Annotated in this window: 22 protein-coding genes; 10 read left to right on the forward strand and 12 right to left on the reverse strand. The window is 42.7% G+C overall.

The features are described 5' to 3' along the window. Position 1: 1 nt before the first annotated feature. Positions 2–2,440, forward strand: coding sequence for an ABC transporter permease (locus ACED42_RS05880; RefSeq protein ID WP_371701818.1), 2,439 nt, complete (start codon positions 2–4; stop codon positions 2,438–2,440). A gap of 531 nt (positions 2,441–2,971) precedes the next feature. Next, positions 2,972–4,426 (forward strand): FAD-dependent oxidoreductase, encoded by a 1,455-nt coding sequence (locus ACED42_RS05885; protein ID WP_371701820.1) that lies wholly within the window; start codon positions 2,972–2,974, stop codon positions 4,424–4,426. A gap of 168 nt (positions 4,427–4,594) precedes the next feature. Here the strand turns inward: ACED42_RS05885 and ACED42_RS05890 are convergent, their stop codons facing one another. The 3 genes from ACED42_RS05890 to ACED42_RS05900 form a co-directional block, all read right to left on the reverse strand. After that, positions 4,595–5,545, reverse strand: a complete 951-nt coding sequence (locus ACED42_RS05890; protein ID WP_371701822.1) for a biotin-dependent carboxyltransferase family protein — start codon at positions 5,543–5,545, stop codon at positions 4,595–4,597. Next, positions 5,538–6,305, reverse strand: a complete 768-nt coding sequence (locus tag ACED42_RS05895; protein ID WP_371701823.1) for an allophanate hydrolase subunit 1 — start codon at positions 6,303–6,305, stop codon at positions 5,538–5,540. Before ACED42_RS05895 ends, ACED42_RS05890 begins: the two co-directional genes overlap by 8 nt. A 177-nt stretch (positions 6,306–6,482) precedes the next feature. After that, positions 6,483–7,226: a 5-oxoprolinase subunit PxpA gene (locus ACED42_RS05900; RefSeq protein ID WP_029223943.1), complete on the reverse strand. Its 744-nt coding sequence runs from the start codon at positions 7,224–7,226 to the stop codon at positions 6,483–6,485. Between the two features lie 460 nt (positions 7,227–7,686). Here ACED42_RS05900 and galE point away from each other — a divergent pair, with 460 nt between their 5' ends. Then, positions 7,687–8,700, forward strand: a complete 1,014-nt coding sequence (galE, locus tag ACED42_RS05905) for a UDP-glucose 4-epimerase GalE (RefSeq protein ID WP_017100552.1) — start codon at positions 7,687–7,689, stop codon at positions 8,698–8,700. A 423-nt stretch (positions 8,701–9,123) separates the two neighbouring features. On the opposite strand, the gene ACED42_RS05910 is transcribed toward galE, so the two are convergent. Further along, positions 9,124–11,262, reverse strand: coding sequence for a TonB-dependent hemoglobin/transferrin/lactoferrin family receptor (locus ACED42_RS05910; RefSeq protein ID WP_371701825.1), 2,139 nt, complete (start codon positions 11,260–11,262; stop codon positions 9,124–9,126). Positions 11,263–11,486: 224 nt separating this feature from the next. Here ACED42_RS05910 and ACED42_RS05915 point away from each other — a divergent pair, with 224 nt between their 5' ends. Further along, positions 11,487–12,374: a LysR family transcriptional regulator gene (locus ACED42_RS05915; protein WP_065679020.1), complete on the forward strand. Its 888-nt coding sequence runs from the start codon at positions 11,487–11,489 to the stop codon at positions 12,372–12,374. Here ACED42_RS05915 and ACED42_RS05920 read toward each other — a convergent pair. Then, on the reverse strand, positions 12,366–15,047 hold the full coding sequence (locus ACED42_RS05920) for a GNAT family N-acetyltransferase (RefSeq protein WP_371701827.1): 2,682 nt from the start codon (positions 15,045–15,047) through the stop codon (positions 12,366–12,368). The two genes, ACED42_RS05915 and ACED42_RS05920, sit on opposite strands and share 9 nt — an antisense overlap. A gap of 216 nt (positions 15,048–15,263) precedes the next feature. Here ACED42_RS05920 and ACED42_RS05925 point away from each other — a divergent pair, with 216 nt between their 5' ends. Beyond that, complete coding sequence (locus ACED42_RS05925) at positions 15,264–15,827, forward strand: SPOR domain-containing protein (RefSeq protein ID WP_009845372.1); 564 nt, start codon at positions 15,264–15,266, stop codon at positions 15,825–15,827. Between the two features lie 179 nt (positions 15,828–16,006). Beyond that, on the forward strand, positions 16,007–17,002 hold the full coding sequence (locus tag ACED42_RS05930; protein WP_102250453.1) for a D-alanine--D-alanine ligase: 996 nt from the start codon (positions 16,007–16,009) through the stop codon (positions 17,000–17,002). A 199-nt stretch (positions 17,003–17,201) separates the two neighbouring features. Here ACED42_RS05930 and ACED42_RS05935 read toward each other — a convergent pair whose 3' ends face one another. After that, positions 17,202–18,170 carry a tyrosine-type recombinase/integrase gene (locus ACED42_RS05935; RefSeq protein WP_371701829.1) on the reverse strand — a complete coding sequence of 323 codons (969 nt, stop codon included), beginning with the start codon at positions 18,168–18,170 and terminating at the stop codon, positions 17,202–17,204. A gap of 100 nt (positions 18,171–18,270) precedes the next feature. Between ACED42_RS05935 and ACED42_RS05940 the strand changes: the two genes are divergently transcribed. The 4 genes from ACED42_RS05940 (at position 18,271) to ACED42_RS05955 (ending at position 20,641) form a co-directional block, all read left to right on the forward strand. Continuing rightward, entirely contained in the window at positions 18,271–18,642 is a 372-nt protein-coding gene (locus tag ACED42_RS05940) for a DUF3319 domain-containing protein (RefSeq protein WP_029222765.1), read from the forward strand. A gap of 4 nt (positions 18,643–18,646) precedes the next feature. Then, the gene (yciH, locus tag ACED42_RS05945) at positions 18,647–18,958 is read left to right on the forward strand and encodes a stress response translation initiation inhibitor YciH (RefSeq protein ID WP_009845368.1); all 312 of its coding nucleotides are present in this window, start codon (positions 18,647–18,649) and stop codon (positions 18,956–18,958) included. Between the two features lie 466 nt (positions 18,959–19,424). Beyond that, positions 19,425–19,847, forward strand: coding sequence for a phage protein (locus tag ACED42_RS05950; protein WP_017073518.1), 423 nt, complete (start codon positions 19,425–19,427; stop codon positions 19,845–19,847). 62 nt (positions 19,848–19,909) lie between these two features. Continuing rightward, positions 19,910–20,641 (forward strand): hypothetical protein, encoded by a 732-nt coding sequence (locus ACED42_RS05955; protein WP_017102028.1) that lies wholly within the window; start codon positions 19,910–19,912, stop codon positions 20,639–20,641. Between the two features lie 53 nt (positions 20,642–20,694). Here the strand turns inward: ACED42_RS05955 and ACED42_RS05960 are convergent, their stop codons facing one another. The 6 genes from ACED42_RS05960 to ACED42_RS05985 all read right to left on the reverse strand — a co-directional run bounded on the left by ACED42_RS05960 (position 20,695) and on the right by ACED42_RS05985 (position 23,647). Continuing rightward, positions 20,695–21,138 (reverse strand): hypothetical protein, encoded by a 444-nt coding sequence (locus tag ACED42_RS05960; RefSeq protein ID WP_371701830.1) that lies wholly within the window; start codon positions 21,136–21,138, stop codon positions 20,695–20,697. 130 nt (positions 21,139–21,268) lie between these two features. Continuing rightward, on the reverse strand, positions 21,269–21,667 hold the full coding sequence (locus ACED42_RS05965) for a hypothetical protein (RefSeq protein WP_017102130.1): 399 nt from the start codon (positions 21,665–21,667) through the stop codon (positions 21,269–21,271). A 108-nt stretch (positions 21,668–21,775) separates the two neighbouring features. Beyond that, positions 21,776–22,177 (reverse strand): hypothetical protein, encoded by a 402-nt coding sequence (locus ACED42_RS05970; protein ID WP_017102030.1) that lies wholly within the window; start codon positions 22,175–22,177, stop codon positions 21,776–21,778. Between the two features lie 38 nt (positions 22,178–22,215). Further along, complete coding sequence (locus ACED42_RS05975) at positions 22,216–22,743, reverse strand: hypothetical protein (RefSeq protein WP_241810802.1); 528 nt, start codon at positions 22,741–22,743, stop codon at positions 22,216–22,218. Beyond that, positions 22,733–23,035 (reverse strand): hypothetical protein, encoded by a 303-nt coding sequence (locus ACED42_RS05980; protein ID WP_371701831.1) that lies wholly within the window; start codon positions 23,033–23,035, stop codon positions 22,733–22,735. Before ACED42_RS05980 ends, ACED42_RS05975 begins: the two co-directional genes overlap by 11 nt. 174 nt (positions 23,036–23,209) lie before the next feature. Then, positions 23,210–23,647: a hypothetical protein gene (locus ACED42_RS05985; RefSeq protein WP_017102129.1), complete on the reverse strand. Its 438-nt coding sequence runs from the start codon at positions 23,645–23,647 to the stop codon at positions 23,210–23,212. Positions 23,648–23,846 lie beyond the last annotated feature (199 nt).

Here is a 23,846-nt window from a genome sequence, read left to right on the forward strand (position 1 = left end):
ATTGAATTCATCACACGGACTGAATAAACGACTGTTTTCATGGAGCATCGAAGAGATTCGACATGGTCAGCTATGGCCGATATCCATCGCTCTAACGCTCATTATAGCTTGTGTGTTCGCGCTTTCAGCTTTAGCTGAGCGTATGGAACAAGTGATCGTAAAGCAGGGCAAAGATGCGTTAACCGCCGACAGTGTATTTGTATCGGCAAACCCAATCCCCCAACCTTTATTAGACCTGACTCAGGTTGAACAGTTAGAAAGCTCTCAGTTGACTCGCTTCTCAACCATGGCATTCAGTGATAACTCGATGCAGTTGGTTACTGTTAAAGCGGTAGAGAGCAATTACCCTTTACGCGGCGAAATGATACTGCAAGGAGCAGATAGCGCGGTAAGCAATCATGTTGAACCGGGGGAATTGTGGCTAGATGAGCGCATATTTGCTCAGCTAGAAGTTGAGATAGGTGACAATGTCACGATAGGCGATGCCGATTTAAGAATTACAGGGCGTATCGCTCAAGAACCGGGCCTGAGTTTTAACCCTTTCCAACAAATGCCTGCTGTTCTGATTCACAATAATGATGTTGAAGCGACAGGCGCAATCCAACCAGGTAGCCGCGTTAGCTTTAGATTGTTTTTAAATGGTGATGAATCGAAACTCAAAGCAGCACAAGACAGTATCGAACTGACACCAAGTGATCGCTGGCGTACACAAGACTCAGCCAGTCGTACCAACGAGATGTTCGAAAGTACGACTCAATACTTATCGCTAACGGTTGCTATCGTTGTGATCATGGCTGCGACCACTTTGGTACTCACTTGCCAGCATTATGTTGCGAGTCGTCGTAAAACCATTGCGATGCTTAAGAGTTTAGGTGCGAGCAAGCAGTGGATCGTTAAATGGTTGTCTGTACAGGTGTCTCTGTTGGTGATTATTGGTGCAGTACTGGGAATTACCATCGGTATCGGCTTAGAATTTTTGCTTCGTATACCTCTGGGCGACTTATTACCAACACCACTTCCTAGCTATGGTATTGAACCTGTCATTTTGGCGATTTTATCAAGCATTCTCATTGGTGTGCCTGCTCTTGGTATTCCGTTAATTGGCTTGGTAAGCACTTCGGCAATCAGCGTGATTCAATCAAGTCACCAGTCTAATGAAAGCTACAAGAAATACCTGTTGTTGCTAGTACCTATTATTCCAATGATGCTGATGTACGGTGACAATCTGTTGGTATGGATAGTTCTAGCGGGTATCGCTTGCCTGTTCTTAGTACTCGCGATTGTCAGTACGTTTGTTCTGCGTTTGGTGGGTCAACTGCCGACGTCGACATCTATGCGTTTGGCATTGAGCCGAATTAATCGCACACCATTAGCAACAGGGATTCAATTTGGTTCTTTAGCGCTGTCTTTGATGCTGTTATCGATCATATGGCTAGTGAGAAGTGACTTGTTGTCAGATTGGCAGCAAACTTTGCCCGAGAACGCACCTAATGCGTTTGCGCTGAATATTACGAGCTATGAGAAAGACAGTTATCTCGAGACGATTGATGCAAACGAAGTAGAGCGTACTCAAGCGTTTCCAATTATACGAGGAAGGCTCACAACCATTAACGGCGTTGAGGCGGCGAAATACAGCGAGACCTCAGAAGAAACAGATGCACTAAGTCGCGAGATCAACTTCACTTGGGGAGATAGCCTGCCAGAGTACAATGAAGTATTAGAAGGCAGCTGGACACAAGAGCAGGGCGTATCTGTGGAATCCGATGTCGCAGAGCAACTTGGTTTGAAAATTGGCGATGATCTTTCATTCACAATCAACAGCCAGAACGTCTCTGCCAAGGTGAACAGCATCCGAAAAGTAGAATGGCGTGAAATGAAGCCAAACTTCTATTTCATTTTTACTCCCGATGTTTTGAGCGCTATTCCTTCTACTTGGTTGGTGAGCTTCAGATTAGAAGAGCAACACAACCAAATGCTCAACGAATTATCTCGAAATCACCCGACCGTGAGTTTGATGGACATTCGTAAAATGGGCAGCAAGATCCAAGAGTTGCTCAAACAGATTGTTTGGTCGATAACCGTACTTGCCGCGTTAGGTGTGGTGGCGGGGCTATTGCTTATCTTCACTCTGTTGCGACTGAGCTTATCTCAAAGACAACAAGAGATACGCTTGTACCGAACCTTAGGCGCGAGTAAGAAGCGTATTCTCAACACTATTTGGTGTGAATACGGGGTGATGGCGTTAGTAGCTGGCTCAATTGCAGCGCTGGGTTCTGAACTCAGTGTTGCCGGGGTAATGAACTTTGGCTTTGAGTTAGAACCTTCACTCCACCCAATACTGTGGATAGCGCTACCCGTGCTGACGTTTATCACATTGGCCGCGGTAGTGAATAGCTTAATCAAACGTTTGTTGGCACCAGTAAACAAGGATTTTGGCTAGTCGCTAGCGAGATCTCACAAATGCTTAAAACGGTCTAAAAGTGACATTACTTATACTTAGTCGTTCACTATTTATAAGACGTCTCTTTAGACCGCTTTTTATTTGACCAATGCGTAGCACAAGTTACGAACATCACACCTTAATTTCCCGTTTTTTTAGTATTTTTTAGAACTAATTGCGCAATAATGCCGATTTAATGAACAGCGGTTAGTCCCTGTAAACAAAGGGTTTGCGCAACTTAGCAAGAACGTTATCAACAGTTATCCACAAAAACGGTGGATAACTTTAGGGATAAGTTAACATCTATGTTTTAAGAGTACTGAGACAGCCTTTATGTGGCGTCACTTAGGACAAATGTGACGGTTATAATAACCTTTAAAACTCAATCTGGAGTTATTGAGTCAAGAGATTATTTAGGTTTTTTACATAGATATTAAATACTGCCTATCTAAGACCTTGATAAAAATGTGTTTTAATTCGTAGCAGAACAAAAGTAGAATAGCGGTAGTTAATCATATTCTACAGAACACGATGAACCACAACAAAACGGATACAAATCAGCCTTCTATTGCCATTGTTGGTGGTGGTATTGCCGGAACGACGAGCGCAATTCATTTTAGTGAGTTGGGTTATAAGGTCACTATTTTGGAAAAAGGACCGAGTTTGGTTAATGGTCCACCAATTTGCCATCTGCATGCTGGTGGCAATTTGTATCGAGATATTTCTGTAGAGCAGTGTCTTCAGTTGCTCACTCAGTCAATTGATACCGTCCGCTTGTTTCCCCATACGATCAATATTCGTCCGACAATTATCGCTGTTCCACACAGTGATGGTGGAGAGCCGTTGGATCTTCTTCCGCGCCTAAAGATAATCAAGAACGCTTATGCTGAGCTTGTTAATCAAGATAAAAGCAACCAAGTGCTTGGTAAACCGGAAGAGTATTACAAGCTGTATAGTAAAGAAGAGTTACTAGCACTTGCTGCTCAAACACAGCCTCTGAAACCAACATCGCTTGATGATTGGTGTATTCCTTTCGCTAAACATACGGATCTAGAAACCCTTAAGTATCCTGTTGCTATGGTTCAAGAGTATGGCTGGAGCGTATTTCGCTTATCTGCAACCGCTCAACTCTCTTTGGGGCAACAATCTAATTGTACCGTGTTAACCAACAGCCGATTACAATCTGTTGAATCGTTAGAGCAAGGTTGGTCTTTGACTTATACAGACGCTGAGAACCAAAGCTGTCACCTAACGACCGACTACTTGATTAATGCAAGTGGCTTTGAAACGGGCATCGTGGATGACTTTGTCGGTTCTAAGCAACAAAGGCTTGTTGAGTTCAAAGCCGCATACGTTACGCAGTGGCCGTACTCGCAAGAATGTAAGGAAGAGTGGCCAGAGGTTATCTTCCATGGTCCGAGAGGCACACCGCAAGGCATGGCTCAGTTAACACCGTACGCTGATGGTGTATTCCAACTTCACGGTATGACAGAAGGGATTACTCTGTTTGAGGGTGGGCTTGTTTCATCATCAACAGATTCATCACAGCCTCAGTTGCCTTCTAAGCTTCTTAAGAAAATCGTATCAGGTTGGAGTGAAGAGCAGCTCGAATTAAGAACTCGCGCTGCGATAACGCATATGTCTCAGTTCATCCCAAGTTTTAGCTCTGCACTGGTAGGTGGTAAGCCTTTGTTCGGTGCACAGCAGATTCCGGGAACCGATCCGAGCTTAAGAGCTTCAGACGTGTCATTCTGTGGTGATCGCTATGCTCGACTTGAAGTAGTCAAAGCATCTTCAACCTTAGAGGCAGCGCAAAAGGTCGCTGAGCATTGGTTTGATGTCGCAGAGTCAGTATCGATTGAAAATACACACTCAGTGACAATGTCACTTAATCTAAAGAATATTGAGAATAAAGCGATAGATTTGACACAAGAACGCGGATACCCAGAAGCCCTTGCAAAGGTATCAGGCCAAGATCACGCTTAATACTCAGTCATAATCTACTACGCTAAACATCTTCAATTCGGCTTGCGCGATAGGTAAGCCGAATCTTCATTCAAATGCCTGCTTAGATACCGAAACTTATCCGAATGACATCTCTCTAGCTAATGATTCTTAGCTACATAGCAATTAGCACATAACACATCGCAAAAACTAGTAGCCGAAAAATTGAGCCCACTGGCACCACACATCTTGTAATCCTAAGCGATCCCCTTTACTAAACGAGACTTCATGTCCAGGTTTGGCTTGTGCTAAGCGCGGTAAATCGACTCTGGCGACACATCCAATCTTCGGATAGCCACCAATAGTCTGTCTGTCATTAAGCAACACAATAGGTTGCCCATCTTGGGGGATTTGAATCGCACCTAAGGCAATGCCTTCTGACAATAGCGAAATGTCAGGCGAGTCCACGGGGTCGCCACTGAGTCGATAACCCATGCGATTAGAATTTTGGTCAACATGATACTGTGCGTTATACAAAGTCGCTTTTGCTGACTCTGAGAACAGCTCGCTTTGATAGCCTTCAATCACTCGCAGGTTCACTGGTAGGTTGTAATTAGGCGTGTATCGGAAGGTGACACTCAACGCTTTAAACGGGCGAGAGAGTTGGTGTTGGGTAAAAGTAATTTGTTGCCCTTGCTGGCATGGCTGTCCATCTTGCGTTAATCCACCAATCTTTTCACGAGTCACCGTAGAACAGCTATGAAGAGTTGATGGAACATCGAAGCCACCCTTAACGGCTAAATACGCCCTTAGTCCATTTTTAGGTAAACCAAATGAGAGAACTTGCCCTGCGAAAGCTTGAAAAGTACGCCAGTTCGACTGTGGTTTGCCATCGAGCTTCGCTTGTAAATCGCCACCACATAATGCCATCTCACAATCAAAATCGATTCGTAACGCACATTGCCCAAGCGTGATTTCCAACGCAGCTTGGTTTACTGGGTTTCCGAGCAGGTGATTGGCCCAGCTATACGAGTAATCATCAACAGGGCCACCTTGTGTCAACCCAAGATGAGCGACACCAAATCGTCCGAAGTCTTGAATCAAACTCAACGGGCCGGGTTTAATCACTGTCACCGTTGGTTTGGCTTTTGTCTTAACCATTAGCGACATCTCCACTAATCTCCATAAACCTAAGTTCAACAAATTCTTGTTTTGAAATCGCGATGAAACGGACTGTGTCACCGACATTAAGTAGAGACAGCGGCGTTTGCGTGGTATCAGCGTTCTGCAATTGGCTGTGATCGAACAACGGAAGCGGGCAATTGCCAATAATATTCCAGCCACCCGGTGAGTCCGAAGGGTACACCGCCGTTTTCGTATCTGCGATGGCGATACTGCCTTTCGGTACACTTAAACGTGGGGTTGAATGACGAGGCAAAGCAAGCTCGTTGACCACATCAGACATAAACGCAAAGCCAGGCGTAAATCCAATCGCACTGACGCTGTATGTCTGTGAGGTGTGATATTGAATAATATCGTCGAGCGACAGGCCTTTGTCTTGATATCGGCCTAAGTCGAGAGCCGTTTCTGGTGAGTAATAAGCGGGAAGCTCGATAGTGTCACGAGTGTAACTAACACTAGATAAGGACGAAATAGCATGACTCAACAAGGTATTGAGTTGTTCGATGAGCTGCTTTTCGGAAATTCGATAAGGTAAGTAATCAACCAGACTGGTGTGGTAAGCCGGTGTCACATTCATCAATACAGATGCTAAGTGTTGACGAATGGCATCAGAAAAGTGAGCCATGTACTGCGCATATTCGGCGCTAGATTGATTATTTGAAGGCGATAGCGTCAAGGTCACCAAAACGCTGCATTCTGCGACTGGCGCTATATTGAACTCAATTTGATTCGTCGTCATTTCGTTTCCATACGTTTGTTTGCCTTTGACTTACTTACTGCCTTTTATTTGCGTATTTGGCGTTTTTAAGATCCGTGTCTAAACCAATACAAAGCGATTAGACCTTACGAGCAATTGGTTAGATGCTCGGTTAGGCGAGTGATAAGGCCATGCGCCATACCAATCACACGCTTCATACTAGTTAAAAGCGTTAAGGTCTTGTCTGATTTTTCTAATTAATGCGATGGATTGGGGGTTATCACCATGAACACAGATGGTATCGGCTTCAATAGGCAGTCTTTCACCTTCAATGGTCGTAACCGAACCGTAGTTAATGATTTGCATGACTTGGTTGTAGATGTCGTCTTGGTTGACGTAAACCGAGCCTTTTTGAGTTCGCGGCGATAACTGCCCATTATTCAAGTATGCACGGTCGGCAAACGCTTCAAACAAGAGGGGTAAGTCATGATCGTCAGCAATATCTAGATACTGTTGATTGTCTGATGAAGAGAGAATCATCAAGGGGATGTTAAATTCAGCGACGGCTTGGGCAACGGCATTAAACACATCAATGTTAGCCATCATATCGTTGTAAAGGGCGCCATGAGGTTTCACATAGCCAACAGAGGTGTGGTGATAGCGGCACAGCGCTTGTAGTGCACCGACTTGATAACAAACTAGCTCACTGATCTCGTCCATGGTATGAGGAATAGAACGGCGACCAAACCCAACTAAATCTTGATAACCAGGGTGGGCACCAATTTGGGTGTGATAGTACTGCGCCAGTTTTATGGTCTTAGACATAACGTGCGGATCAGACGCGTGAAAGCCACAAGCGATGTTTGCCATATCGACCCATTCCATGACCGACTCGTCATCGCCCATCTTCCAATTGCCGAAACTTTCTCCCATGTCGCAATTAAGCAAAATCTTCGTTGTCACGTGGTGCTAACCCTTTACGTTGAGGTGAGTAATGACGGTCTTATAAATACCATAAATAAACAGTGACCTAACTCAAATTTTCGACACCAAGAACTGCATTTACTATGAGGTCACGGCATGTATCAAACCCGCTAAAGAATGGATTGTGAAAAATGCTTCCTTTCATCAATGACGTATAGAAACTATGGTTAAAGATAATTGAAAAACAAGTGTTCGACAAACAGCGCTTCATCTATTTTGTTTCCGGTTTAGGGAGCAAACGTAAGGTGATGAATCATATGGCGACATTGATGTAATTCTGAAGGTTGGCGCTGAGGTGTACGTCTAAGTGAAATTCAAGGTAAAGGTCAGTTTTCGTTCTCTCGTGCGGTGTATCTGCCATAGGCGTTTGTGACTCAACCCTAAGCTGTTGTATCATAAGAGGTAGGTTGAGTGTTTTTAATTAAAAGGTCCGCTAAACATGAATGTTTTAGTTACAGGTGGCATGGGCTACATTGGTAGCCACACAAGTATCCAGATGATTAACGCAGGTATGACACCTGTGCTTTTCGATAACTTATACAACAGTAAACCAAGCGTTTTAGAACGTATCGAAAAAGTATCTGGCGTTCGTCCTGATTTCATTGAAGGTGACATTCGTGATAAAGCGCTTTTAACTGAAACTATGAAGAAACACAATATTGAAGCTGTTATTCATTTTGCGGGCCTGAAAGCGGTTGGCGAGTCTGTTGCCAAACCTCTCGAATACTACGACAACAATGTAAATGGCACGTTAGTCCTTGTCGATGCAATGCGTGACGCTGACGTAAAGACATTAGTATTCAGCTCTTCAGCAACAGTTTATGGCGATCCTGCTAGTGTTCCTATCACAGAAGATTTTCCCACAAGCGCAACCAATCCTTACGGTCGTAGCAAGCTCATGGTTGAAGAGTGCTTAACTGACTTCCAAAAGGCTAACCCCGATTGGAGCATTACGTTATTACGTTACTTTAACCCCGTAGGTTCACACCCAAGTGGTGAACTCGGTGAAGACCCAAGTGGTATTCCAAACAACCTAATGCCATTTGTATCTCAAGTTGCAGTTGGCCGACGTGAATTCCTATCTGTATTTGGTAGTGATTACCCAACAAAGGATGGCACTGGTGTTCGTGATTACATCCACGTTATGGATCTGTCTGATGGACACATTGCAGCACTTGAGAAAGTAGGGCGTAAAAACGGTCTTCACATCTATAACCTAGGTACTGGCAACGGTTCAAGTGTATTAGATATGGTTAAAGCCTTCGAGAAAGCGAGCGGCCAAGCGATACCTTATAAACTCGTTGAGCGTCGTCCTGGTGATATCGCAGAGTGTTGGGCCGACCCAGCGAAAGCTCAGAAAGAACTGGGGTGGAATGCGACACGCACACTGGCTGAAATGAGTGAAGATACATGGCGCTGGCAATCAACAAATCCTGATGGTTTCCCTGGTTAATTAAGTGATTTCATGAATAGTTAACGTACAAAAAGATGCTCTAGGGCATCTTTTTTGATCTAAATCGAATAAAAAGTGATTTGGTGGTTAAAAAGTATCATTCTGTATCGGTTGTTGTTATCATGCTCGCGAATTATATGTTTAATGTTAATTTTCTTTGGAGTTAATCATGGAACTAGGCCTAATCATCACTTTCATCATTGCTGCTGCAGTAATGGTTAAGAAAGAAATGGCAGAGAAATAATTTCACTTTACCCCTTTTTGATACAACTTTTAGTGAAATAACAAAAGCCAGCTTATCGTAAGCTGGCTTTTTAATTTCTACAGTCTTTTTTGTATGGCTTTATTTTGGAACGACCTAGATCTTTAATCACCTAGGTCCTCAATAAACTTAGCTCTACAACGAACTAGATTTCTAACCAGTTAGAACTCGTAGTTTGCAGATATACCCCAGTTACGACCCGGCTGAGACTTAATATCGGTGTTGAACTTAGAATCGTGCCCACGGCCTGACATGTCATTGTACAGCCAATATTTTTTGTCTAATGCGTTGAATAGACCCGCTCGCAAGGTTAAATCCGTGACAGGGCGGTAATAAGCAGTCAAATCAACAACTGTGTATCCAGCCACGTTTACGTTGTCATCAGAGTTCCACTCATCTTTCGCAGCAACCATTTTAATATTTAAAGCTGAACCGAAAGTCTCGCGTTCGATACCAAGACCTAGCGTACCCGTTAGTGGTGCTACTGAATCAATGGATTTACCTGTAGATTTATCTTCACCATCAGCATAAGCGACCGCTAAACGAGTGTAGGTACCAAATGGTGCGTCTAACAAAGTGTCTAGATTAATCGTTGAAGAAAGCTCTGCACCATAGATAGTTACTTTATCTAAGTTCTCTTTGGTGTATACGTCTTTACCGCCTTGTTTGCCCGTTTTCGTCTGGTTAATGAAATCAGAGTAATCAGTGTAGAAAGTGCTTAGTTCAAAGCGAGCATGTTCATTATTGCCACGAAGACCAAGCTCGTAAGAGATACTTCTTTCGGCTTTCAAGTTAGGGTTAGCTTCAATGATGGCACCTCGAGTATAGAAGTAGTAGAGGTCGTAAACTGAAGGTGCTTTAAACCCTTGCCCAACTTGACCAAATACCGATAGGTTATCATTGATGTGGTAAACTGAACCTAGCTTAGCTGTGACGGCGTCATCTTTATTCTTCTCATATTGAGTCTTGTAGCCTTCATCCGTTGATGGGGCAGCAACAAATGAGTCATAACGAAGACCGCCAGTTACAATCAACTTGTCTTCCATGAAAAATGCTTGGTCTTGAACAAACACACCCCATTGCGTTATTTCTGCATCAGGGATACCAGTGCTACCCGGTGTAACAGTGCCTCGGTCAAACTTATGGTCGTAGTTTTCGAGCTCAAAGTCATTCTTCAGGTATGTGAAACCATATGTGAATTCGTGATCCGCACCATCAATATTCACTAGCTTAGAAAGCTGTGTATCAACTTGCATGTTTACATCAGAAGCATCACGCTCACGAAGTCGACGTCCGTTGAAGCGAGTTGTATCGTAGTTTTTATTCAGAGTACTTGAGTCTTGGTAACTTAGAGACCAGTCTAAAGAGTCAGCAATTGAAGAGCTTAGCTTAAGCTGTTGTTCCAATGTTGCACGAAAACGTTTGTTGGTGTCTTTGTTGTAATTATCAGTATATACAAAGCCCGGCATAAGCTGATAGCCATTGTAGTTTAGCTCATCTTCATCATATTGACGTTGGTAATGCTCAACCGTAATACCAACCTTATTTGAATCTGATACATTGTAGAATGCTTTGGCTAGGATATTACTTAATTCCGTATCTGCTGGGTTCTCTGCACCACGATCTGGACCTTGAACTTCGCTTCCTGATGAATGAGTTTCTGTCTCGTGGCCTTGAGCGTATGTCGCCATAACGATCGTTTCTAACTTATCTTTACGCATCGCCCAAGAAACTGTGTTCTTGAACTGTTCATCTGCAGATGTATAGGTAGATTTAATACCAAAACGGTTTTCATCCCCGTCAGTTCTAAGCATATCCTCTGGATTTTTTGTTCTTAGCAGTACTGCACCACCAATGGCATCTGAACCGTAAAGCGTAGAAGCAGGGCCTTTATTCACCTCTATGACACTTAATGTATCGACTTCGATCGCATTCGAATATTTACGTTGCTCAGAAGCGCCAGGGTTATATGGTGTAGGTTGTTGAACTCCATCTACCATAAGTTTAACGCGATCACCTTCAACACCGCGGATGTTAAAGCCTGAAATACCAAAACGGCCACCGCCTTGAGCTTCTACTCCTGGCGTGTATTGAAAAGCTTGCTTTATGTCGCTAGACATTTGATTATCTATGTCTTTTGCAGAGACAGACTCAATTGAGCTTGAAACGTCTTCTTTGTTTTGTTCGGTACGCGTTGCTGATACAACAACCTCGTCAAATAGGGCATAATCTTCAGCAAAGGCTGATGTTGATGAAAGCGCTAAAACGATTGAAGCAGAGAGTAGGGATTGCTTATACATCTGATAGTTACCTTAGTTCCATAATATCATCTTGATTTGCGAAAGATGATATTGGATCTAAATGATAATTACTATTATTTGCATTTAAATAATTTTCAATATTATCAACTAATTCATAATTAGCGTCATTAAACACATGTATTAAAAAGAGTTTTTCAGTTCCATTCACTCCGTGAATGCTTCTCTTTTTGTGATTAAGATCTCACTTACAAAGTAGGAAAGTTATGCATAGTCCAATAACACTTGAAGCCTTACACATATTAGATGCCATTGATCGTCGTGGAAGCTTCGCGGCAGCGGCTAATGAAATGGACCGAGCACCTTCTTCATTGAGTTATCAAATCCAGAAGCTAGAACAAGACTTAGATATTATGATTTTTGATCGCTCAGGCCACCGTGCAAATTTCACGGAAGCGGGGCAGTTAATATTAGAGCAAGGAAGGATCATTCTTGGTGCCACTGAACAGCTCGTTAATGACGCGAGTATTCTTGCTAATGGCTGGGAGTTGGATTTAACGATTGCCTTTGATGGCATTATTCCGATTGCTAATTTCTTCCCATTAGTCGATGAACTCGGAAAAATAAGTAAAACTAGGGTTCGATTACAAGAAGAGATTCTAGCTGGATGTTGGGAATCTCTTTCAGACGGCCGAGCTGATTTATTGGTGTGCCCAAAGGTTGACACCATACCAAACGATATGAAAAGTGACATTATCGGTAAGATGGAAATGGTATGGGTTGCAGCATCGAATCACTATGTTCATAAGCGATCTGGTGATTTCGACCAAAAGGCGAGGGAAAGTTACAGGGTTATCGCAATTGCAGATACAGCGCGTGACCAACCTGCATTAAGCATCAATATTCTAGAAAAGCAGCCACGTTTAACCGTAACAAGCTTCCCAGCCAAGGTAGAGGCTCTAACTGCAGGGTTAGGGATCGGCACCTTACCGAATAGTGTAGCTAAACCTTTGATTGAATCTGGCGTTCTACAACAAATTTCGGGTACCGAACCACAGCCTATCGACATCGTAATGGCTTGGCGACGTAACAAGATGGGCGACGCCAAGTCATGGTGTATTCAACACCTAAAAAAAACATGGGCGTTAAAGTAACGGCAACACCATATCTGCAGTGCCGTCTTCAAAACTGATATCTAGCTCGAAGCCCAACTTCTGGGCTAGTGTCAGCATCCCTCGGTTGGTCGGCATCGTCATGCCCGACATCTGCTTGGTCTGCTTTGTACGACAGTAGTCAATAACCTTAGTCATCAAAATACGGCCTAATCCGACGCCTTTCAGATCGGAACGTATCAGAATAGCGAACTCTGCATCGGTGTTATCTGGGTTAATCAACGCTCTCGATACGCCAATAATCGCGGGTACGCCTTGTTCCTTTCGAACGACCACAAATGCAATTTCTCTATCAAAGTCAATCTGAGTAAAGTTAGCCAACGCCTCATGATTGAATTCACCCACATCACTAAAGAAACGCTTGTAAAGGTCTTCTTTGGATACACGATGAATAAAATCAGCATGAAGCGGCTCGTCTTCAGGAAGGATCGGGCGTAACAACACCTCAGTGCCGTCCTTAAGTACGATATTCTCTTCCAATTCGACTGGATAAGGGCGAATCGCAAGACGTTCTTGAGGATCGCCTTGGTATGCTTTCAAGATGATATCGGCATCTAATATCGTGAACTTGTCACCATTTGCCAGTACTGGATGGATATCCAAATCATGTATTTCAGGGCAATCCACTACCATCTGAGATATACGCACCAACAATTCAGAGAGACCTTCAATATCAATCGGGTTAGGTAGTTTTTGCAGACGAATCTTGCCACTTTTTATCGCCCGAATGATCAAGTAACGCGCCAGTGTCATATTGAGCGGTGGAAAGGCTGCAGCGGCGTCAATGGATTCATCCCATTCAGAACCGCCTTGACCAAGTAAAATGATAGGACCAAAGGTTTCGTCCGTTGTCACTTTTACACGTAGCTCCTGCCCGCCGGCAAGTTTGGCCATTCCTTGAATTAACAAGCCATGAATATGCGCAGTAGGGAACGACAGTTGAGATCGATCGAGAATCGCCTGAGCCGCATTGGCGACTTCATTGCTGTTTCTTAAATTAAGCATGACACCTTGCACGTCCGACTTGTGTGCAATGTCTGGCGAACGTAGTTTAACTGCGACTGGGTAACCAATCGTTTCCGCAATATGTACCGCTTCACTTGGGTCAGAAGCTATCCAAGTTGGTAATACATCTAGGTTGAAGTGCTTGAAAAATTGGCTATTTTGATGCGTATCAAGGCTAACTGTATTTTTATCCAGTAGTTGTCGTTCTATCCAATTTTTTGCATCTGCTAGATCTTCAATATGGACTTTTTCTGCCGTGGTTGGCGTTTCCATTAACTGACGCTGGTTACGCCTGTACTCGACCAAGTGCATGAATGCGACCACTGAACTTTCAGGTGTTCGATAGGTTGGAAAACCCGCTTCGGTAAACAACTTTCGTGCTGGCTTTGCTGTTAGCTCGCCAGACCAATTCGTTAGAATGTTAAATCGCTTGTGGCGAGGATGCTTTTTAATGGCTTCAATAATTCGTTCAGCTGTTTTAGCTGAATGTGCGATCGCAGAAGGGCTGTGCATGATAAGAATCGCGTCCGCTTCATCACCATCTAACAAGATGTTTATCGTATCGATATAACGTTGCTCACCGGCGTCACCAACTATATCGATTGGATTACTCTGAGACCAACTCAATGGTAAAACCTTATTGAGTTTCTCTAGCGTATCTTCAGAAAACTCGGCAAGCTTACCACCACGGTCAAAAAGGGTATCCACCGCCATGATCGCAGGGCCGCCGCCGTTGGTCACAATGGCCAAGCGCTCTCCACGCAATGGCACTGAATGAGTCAGAGTCTCTACCGCTGCAAACAGTTCATGTAAGTTCTTAACTCGTAACATGCCGCTGCGTCGGATCGCTGAGTCATAGATAATATCTAACGTATCGGCACCGCCAGTATGTAGCATTGCCGCCGCCCGGCCTTTAGCTGTTCGTCCGCCTTTTAACACTAGAATTCGTCTATTACGTGACGCAGCACGCGCAGCAGAGATAAAGCGCCTCGCATCTTTAATACTATCAACATAAAGCAATATTGCTTCGGTGTGAGAGTCGGTACTCAGATAATCCAACAGCTCTGAGAATTCTATGTCACTGCCATTACCTATCGAGATAAACGCCGAGAAGCCGATCTCTTTATCGTTCGCCCAATCTAGAATCGTTGTACACACTGCAGCGGATTGAGAAACAAAGGCTATTTTACCTGGCAGCGCCGTCACCGGAGAGAAAGAGGCATTCAAATTTAACCACGGAACAATAACTCCCAAGCTATTGGAACCAAGTACCCGAATATTGTTTGCTTTGGCGATTGCAATACATCTCTCATCAAACGTTTCACCGTTATCACTTTGCTGTTGCATGTCTGAGGAGAGCACAATAACGGAAGCGATGCCTTTCTCGGCCAACTCTTCAAAAATAGCCACATTGCGTATCGCATTAGTGCACAAAATAGCAAGGTCAGGAACGATAGGTAGCGACAAGATGTTTTTGTAAGAGAGGACGCCCGCGACAGAATCGTATTTTGGTGTTACCGGCATCACCGCACCTTTAAAATCCCCGTGCAACAGATTGTTCATGACGATATATCCTGCACGCGTTTCTCGTTGAGATGCACCAACAACAGCGATTGAACGGGGTTTAAGTAGGGGATCAAGATGATTCATAGACATATCCTAGCAATGCACGTAAGTTCATCGTAACTTACTTTTCATTCACGGGTTGATGGCAAATTCACCGAATTAAGATGAATAAGCAGACACTGCATAAAGTTTGTGAAATAGGTCACCCACTAATGGTGTATAATCTCAAAGTTAACTTGATTCTAAACCGACGTATCGGCATGATTTATAGTAATTATTATTAAGGATATAGAGCTTTCCATGAAAAAACTTGCAATTGTGACTTTGCCACTGCTCTTGGCTGCATGTGTATCTGACAACTACGTTACCAATGTAACGTCAGATAGCTATCAAGAAGAGTTCAAAACGGCTAAAGTTGAAGCTCCAGTTGTATCTCAATCTGAGCAGACTGCCGTTGTTGAAGAGAACGTGGTCAACGTTGTCAGAACCACACCTGTAGAACAAAAAATCACTCACACGACTAGAGCTAAGCCGGTTGCAACAATTACAGCTCCAACCAAGAAGCAACAAGACATGAACCAACGCTTTGGTTACACAGTTCAAGTTGTTGCTGTCGGCAGCCAAGCCAAAGTCGATTCTTTTGTAAAAATGCTACCAACCACTTCCCAGCCAATTTGGGAAAACTACAAAATGGTTAACGGCACGAAGTGGTTCACTGTACTTTACGGTGACTACGCGACACGCTTAGACGCTAAAAAGGCGATTTCATCTTTGCCGAGCAGTTTTCAAAACTTAAAGCCATTCGTTAAGAGCATTGATGATATCAAGAACTCTGAATACCCAACGCTTAACAAGTTAAACTAAGTTTTAAATCATAAAGAAGGAGCAAATGCTCCTTCTTTTGTTTTATGACGGTTAGTTTTGTTTAATAGTTAATCGCTCACTCCTTAGATGACAATTTTAGCATTCAAAACACTGTACCTATTTCGACTTTTGTTTATCATTGAAGTCAGTATTCCTAGTTTCAAGGACCGAATTTACCCATGAACACCACAAACATCCTTCTACTTTGCGGCGGTGGATCTTCAGAGCATGAAGTGTCAATCGTTTCAGCCAATTACCTTTTTGAACAACTTAATAGCGTTGCAGATTTTAACGTTGTGAGAGTTGAAATTAAAAACGAAGGCTGGTGTCTTGATTCGGGTGAGTTGGTTTATCTTGATATTAACGATCAAACCTTACGTGGCGACAACTTAGAATCTAAAGTCGATTTCATTGTTCCATGTATTCATGGTTTCCCTGGCGAAACAGGTGATATTCAATCACTGTTTGAAATGGCTAAGATTCCGTACCTAGGTTGTGGTTCTGAAGCAAGCAACAACAGCTTCAATAAAATCACATCAAAACTTTGGTACGACGCTCTGGGTATCCCAAATACGCCTTATCTGTTCTTATCCGACAACACTGAACAAGCTCATGCACAGGCGACACAAGCCTTTGAAAGTTGGGGGGAAGTGTTCGTCAAAGCGGCTCGTCAGGGATCTTCCGTTGGCTGTTACCAAGTCAATCAAGTAGAAGAATTAAGTGAAGCAATCAACAAAGCATTTACCTTCTCTGATCAAGTGCTTATTGAGAAATCCGTGGTGCCAAGAGAACTAGAAGTTGCCGCTTATGAAATCGATGGCGAGCTACAGATAAGCAAGCCAGGCGAGGTGATTGCACCTAATGGCGCATTTTACTCTTACGAAGAGAAGTACAGTGCAGACAGCCACTCAATTACTGAAGTTGAAGCAACTAACTTAACCGATGAACAGCGTGAATTGATTGCAGATAGCGCCCGCAAGGTATTCACGCAGATGAAGCTTCGTCACTTGTCTCGTATCGATTTCTTCTTAACACAAGACAATGAGATCTACCTGAACGAAGTGAATACCTTCCCAGGTATGACGCCAATTTCCATGTTCCCAAAAATGGTTGAACATGACGGCCACAAATTCAGCCAGTTCTTAGAGAACTGCGTGAGAACAAGCATTTCTTAGTTCACCCAAAATATCTTAGCCGTTTTATATAACTCATTAGATAACAAATAGCGCCTTGAGCTTACCAGCCAAGGCGCTATTTGTTTTTAAGTCGGAAGTTTTTGGTTTGCAAAGTCAGTTGATTGACTAAGCAGTTTATTAACAATCTGCCTATAAAAAACCGTAGATAAACAAGCCGCCTCTTAACAAAGCCATCAGCTCATTGCCAAGGGATTAGTGCTTTAAACTTCATCTTCTCACTCTCAGAGGTACCCGAATAACCCACATATTGTGCAGGCATTGCAGGGCTGAGCCAACGACCAAAATCTTGGATTTCTCTCACCTTAAGGCCTTGTTTCGACAGTTCTTGTGCGGCACCTACACGAATAGAGTTCCCGGAGAAATGGTGGTTGTCAGCCAATTGAAGTAAGTCACTTGCTCTTCTCAATATTCTGTAGATCGACGAATCATCTAAAGGTTGCAGACTGATATTTTCATGTTTGTCTATCGCACGAAATACAGGCAACTCGTCTTGTGTTCCAGTAAACGAAAACCAACGCTCAAGTGCGGCGCTTGCTACTCGCGATAGCCTATAAACTGAATTTTTTATTGTAATCTGGTACTCATTCTCAACGCTCTCCACATTATCCATCGACAACGCCCTTAGTTCAGATCGCTTTAAAGCACACTCGAACATCACATTATAAATCGCGATATCTCTGATCTCTTTTAAGCTCGATTTCTCATGGGAAAGTAACGTGTTTAACTCAGTAAGGTGTGCGGATGTCATGGCATTGGTTTGTTTAGAGTCGCCAGCCATTCGAGATTGCAAGTGGAGCAGGGTAAAACGAACTTGCCTATGCTTGATTGGGTTAGCAAAGCTCAACACAGTATGCAATAAGTTGAGTGTTGCAGTGTAACGTTTCAAAGACGAGAATTTTCTTTCACTGGATTCAGTCTCAAGAAAACGCCGAACAGCAGTGATGGATGCTGGGAGTGTGTTGATACGATTTTTAGTACAGAACGCATGGTAGCGATTCCAATCACTGTAGATACCCAACAAGGAGTTTCGAGAGTACTGATATCCTGTTAACTCATCTATAATTTCAATTGTCGCGTGGCTGTTTAATTTTTCAACAAATGAATTAATTATCACAGAGTCCGATAAAATAGGGACTTTTTTTCTCAAATTACCGTACCTCAACAGGTGTTTTTGCCATATTATGCTTGATATCATTAGAAGTATACTTATGATTAACGTAATGAAAACAAAACGATGATCAATGGATATGGCAAATTCAGTTTACCGAGGCGTTCCTCTACAATCAGCGGATGCAAACAACACCGTTTGGCGTGCCAAGCTAAAAAACAACATTATTCAAGGCAATTTACCTGCTGTGAAAAAGAGTATTGATTGGTGGATTGATACTGCGACCCTTATTGACCCGAAAGAATTCACAGCGTTAAACAAGTCGAGAGCGTCTGGTGGTGGCTTAGCTGAAAACTTCCATGGTTACCAAATTAAAAATGATAGCGGTGAGCCTAACGCTTGGTATTGCATGTTTAACGGGCGCCTAATTAAAGGTGGCAAGATTGCAATCCAGCGTCATATAGAGGCTTTCTTACTCGCAAAACAAAAAGCAGCACAGCAAAAGAAGTAAAATTATGAGCCTAGTATATTCAACTGAAACAGGTCGTATTAAACCTGAAGAAGAGAAAGTCCAGCGCCCTAAAGGTGATGGTATTGTTCGAATCCAAAAAGAAACCAAAGGCCGTAAAGGCAAAGGCGTTTCTATCGTAACAGGCTTAGACCTAGATGACGCACCATTAAAACTCATGGCTGCGGAACTCAAAAAAGTATGTGGCTGTGGCGGCTCAGTAAAAGATGGCAACATCGAGATTCAAGGCGACGCTCGTGACAAACTCAAAGCGCATCTTGAAAAGAAAGGCTACAAAGTTAAATTTGCTGGCGGTTAAGCTCTGACTAATGCCAGGGGTAAAATCGAAGATTATTATCACTGGTTATTAGGTATTTTATGGTAAATAGCCACTCTGGTTAAATACACAGTAGAATTCAGAGAGTACCGATACAACATAAAGGCAGGGCATCGCATAAAGATACCTGCCTTATAAACACCGAAACCAATTTAACATAACGTACATAATACGCACTAAGGCTGTGCGTAAAATCTGAGAGTATTCAGTACCTTAGCAATTGCAGATTTTGCGTACACGCGTGCTATAGACGCTTGAAATTCAAAATGTTTCCACATAAATACGATCATTAATTAGTTTTCGTCCTTCAATTTTGCGTTATACCTAGTTTTCGTCACTGTTCTTTTTTCCGGTTTGACGACAAGTTTCATCGAATTCACCGATGGACATCGTGTTTTGTCATCGAAAAAAGAATTCGACGGATGTTTGATAACTTGAAGGAGATCACATGCTCACTCCCCGTTTTGCCGATCTATTGAATCGCTACTTCGACGACATTCATGAAGCCGCCGCGTATTTTTACGTTCAACCGATCACGATCAAGCGTTGGCTGTCTGGCGCGGTCCCGGTCAATCCACTGGCCGAAAAATTGATGAACATTCACGCCCGTGGCTACTTACCGTTGGATCATCGCTGGAACGGATTTCGAATCAACGTTGACCGTGCGATCCTCATTACCCCCGAAGATCGGGAATTCAATCCCAAGGAATTGCTCAGTTTTGCGTACTGGCGTGACGAGCACCGGCAACTGGTTGAGCGCCACGGCAAAATTGAGTCCCCGAAATACTATCCGGCTAAAGAGCATCCCTTGCCATTTCGTGGCGGTCGTCGCATGCCGCCTAAGCCCTGGATCCCGGCCAAATTCAAATAATGGTGCCATTCAGAGCAACAACCCTCGAGATAAGCTTCTTTAATCTAGGAACGTAAAACGTCATGACAACGATAATAGCCAGCCCGAACATTTTCATCGCGGGTGACGCCATGTGGACTAGCCAAGTCAGCGGTTTGGAAGTCGACTGTGAGACGCGCAAACATATCGTGTGTCTCGAGCAAGTGATCTTTTTTTCGGGTGATGAGCACCCTATTATCCTCGCGCAAGCCGTGCTTCTGGCCCTCATTTCTGACGAGGAATACATTCAATTAGCCCAAGCGCTCGACGAACGCGATGAGATTGGCTTGATTGCGGTAACGGAAAACACCGGTGCGCTGATAGACATGCCCATCGGCAACAACGCGACCACCGGAGAGCTGGTGTTTACTGGCTCTGGGGGCTTCCATGCGGCCACGTTTTATCAAGATCTCGACAGATTATCTTGCCTGTTAACAAGAATAGATACAGCGATGACGATGGCGTTCCACGTCGACGAGCAATCCGGCAACGGGATCCACAAGAAGGTGTGGCCTCAGCGCTACGACAACTTGTGTTATACTGACACCAGTTACCGAGAATACATCGGGGCTAAAATTGAAGAATATCACGAGTTCATCGCCGAATGGGCCTTAATGGAGGGCGACAACATGGCAGCACAACTTCCCCGCTCTACAAATCGCACAGCGCCGGCACCAAACGCGCCCAAAGCGACCCCAGAGCGCATGAAAGCAATACTCGACGCGATAAGAAAAAACCAGAAGAAACAAACTGAGAAACAAGAAGAAAGTGCCTAAAACAGAGGCGCCTGAACAGTACGTAGGTCATGTTCAGGCGCTTGTTATGTGACCTAATTTTTGACAACTATCTTAAGCTTTTTATCTATTAGTGTTACCCCTGCATGAGTCACTGATATGTTTCCATCAGAATCAGTCCTCGGAGTCATCAATATACTACATTCACTTCCATCATTATTGAGAGGGCTAGCGGAAATAGAAGGTGATTGACCTTTTTTATGTTCGCTCTTTTTTATCTCAAAACGATAATATTTATGACCATCTTGTTTTCTTTCTTCAAAATCATCGGAACCTAGTAATATTATATATGGCTTAAGTTTTAGAAACTTTAATACAGCGAAAGAAATACTCAAAACAGCTGCGATAATCTTTAGGAAAATGACCACATAATTTAATGCGCCTTCTCCAATGACCGATTCCAGTTCTTTTAAGACAGAAGCAATGGCACCGAATATAACAGCTACAATAAACATCCAATCAATTTCATCTAAATTCATTTATTCTCCTTTACACCACCAAATCCAAGGTTCCATTATGCACATAGCCCCGCCTTAAACATTAAGGCTAATTCGAGCCAAAATTTCCATAGTCGAATCGTTTGTTATATTTATTCTCTTTTGATACGAACTATAAATTACCAATTATTTTTTGAATTTCATCTGGATTTAAGTAGCTATTATTAACTTTACCTTCAATCAAAAAACCGTCTGCTAATATTTGGGATAATTTTTGAACAGACTTTTCATTAAAGAGCTTCGGATAGATCCGCGTATACGCATTGAACGTTGCCTTTAAGTTACGGTGGCAATCTTCAGCTGAACTGAGTGTTGTGACCTCTCCCGAATTAAATATAGGTATGAAAATTTCAAGTAGGTTGTTTTTTAACTCTTGCTTTAGCTTTCTGCGACTTGTGATTTTCTCGAGCCCAAGACCTAAAAAGAATGCCAGAATACCAGGGAGCCATCCATTCATGAAACTATTAAGTGAAATTTTCCACCACTCAATATCATTAATTATAAAATACACTAACTCTTCCTATTGCCCGTGACGTACTTGAAAAATATAACGCCTTAAACATCGAAACTAAAGACAAACCTACAATGCCGAATGTAATAAATTGTGTTGATTAATTTGTTAGACGAATGTTGCCTTCAGCAACGCGACTTGTTGCTCAAACAACCCACTATCAAATTTGGAGTAAGATTTAGCTATATTTACCCATTGAACTCCGGTTTCATCAATATGACGAAATTCAATTTGTAACGCATATTTTGAACAACGAAGAAAACCAAATATAAAACCTACAATCGTTAAAGTAACAACTAAAGCTTTCAACCAAAAAGGTGTACTCTCAAGAGTTGGGATTGCTAACCAAACTGCTCCGGAGAAAACAAATAACCAAAATATTATTTGACCTAGATTGTCGAGTAAGCCAAGTTTCTTAACTCTCACATTATTAATTTTTGATAAAGGATACGAATCTTTTTTAAAGCTAAACTCTTCTTGGCTCAGTTGAAAATCTGTTTCCTTGTACATTATTGCCTCCATTTTTATCAACACTCTTAAATGCTTTATTAGCTTTTTTGGGTTACATACTTTGCGTGAATATCGAGAACAAATGGCTCCACTAAAGCTATACATCGGTCTAGATCGTCATCCGTTATATCTACTTTCTCACCATCTAAGGTATGACCATTTCGATGCACAAGGTCATGGCGTAACTCAAGTTGTTTTAATAGCTCTCTGCTGATATTAAAACGAATGCCAAGAACTTTTTTATAATACATTTCAACATCATTAAGCCGATGCCATACCAATGCTTTCATTGAATGTATCAAATACTCATCAATAGGGTTGTTTAAAGCAAAAGGAACCGTCACGGTAGCAGAACGAAACTTGTCATGGCTTGCTAGTTTTCGGAGTGATTCTGGAGAATTAGTAAGTTCAAAAATGAACAAGTTTGAAAGATACTGTTCCATTAAGCTTATCACGTTCGAAAAATACAATTGGTTGTGAAAACTATCTCTACTTTGGGCTCTTATTTGCGTAAGTCCTTCAGTGAAAGTATTGAGATATACATCAAATTCCGTATCAGAACTCATTAGCATGGTACTCCACTCTAATTTGCTCTTTTAACGCTCCATCCTTTGTCTCAACGTCTAGCGTCCAATCAACACCAACATTGGAAGACCAAACATTAATGTTAAACTCATTACCTTCCTCGTCTTCAAACGAATCATTGTTTTCGCTAACACTATCCCTATAACGCTCTGCCACAAAGTTAGGAGACGGTACGCTAACAACCGTAACCTCTTCAGTACCGCGATAAATAAGTAGATAGCCACCGGAAATGGGTGGCATACAGTCATTACCTTCTAACGTAAACTTCATCATCTCATTTCTCAAAATACAAATACGTTTCGATTATAACAGCATAGTTTTAGGCTTACACCTTCAGAAAGCTAACGCCCGCTTAAGTGGTGAGTAGCGTAAGACCGATGTTTCTGCAAACCACCTTAAACACAGAACGCAACGTATAGTAAAAATGTCACGTGTTACGAATTAATCCTAAACAGTTCGATATACGGTTGTGCCAGGCTCAGAGTTTGGCCCCAACTTACTGCTAAAAACGAACAGACAACTAACTAAAATACCTATCTCGAAAAGCTGACATAGAAAAGATGCTGTCTTAAACACCAGACCTGAATCCATCCAAGGCATCGCTATTTCAATTAGCACAGCGGCTAAAACCAAAGTATACCCAACTCGTTGATGCCATTTACCTAACACTCGCGAAAAGTGATGGAAAGCTAACAGATAAAACACCGAAAAAAAAGGCATTATAAACCAGATGAGATACTCAAAAATTTCAATCAACGAGCTACTACCTTCGCCCAAAGTTGCCATTAGAATAGAGATAATAAAGTTGAGTAGCATGTAAAGAAACGGATATATAAGAATACCCAAGGCAAGATACCGAACTGATTTTTTAACTCCACTTTCCACTTGTGTTACCTTCTCTAGTTGGAGTGACGCATAACACCCAATTAAGTAGCTGACAACGCTACTAATACGTTCAAAATTACCACCAAAATCACTTAAACTGAACTGAGTTGAAAATCCCAAGCGTTGACAGTCTGCTTTAATTGCTTGTGTACGCCCAGCATGGGTATGAACTAATGAGGTGAGAGTCCTCTGTAGGAAA

The sequence above is a fragment of the Vibrio sp. FF145 genome, assembly GCF_041439075.1.
Taxonomy (GTDB): domain Bacteria; phylum Pseudomonadota; class Gammaproteobacteria; order Enterobacterales; family Vibrionaceae; genus Vibrio; species Vibrio tasmaniensis_A.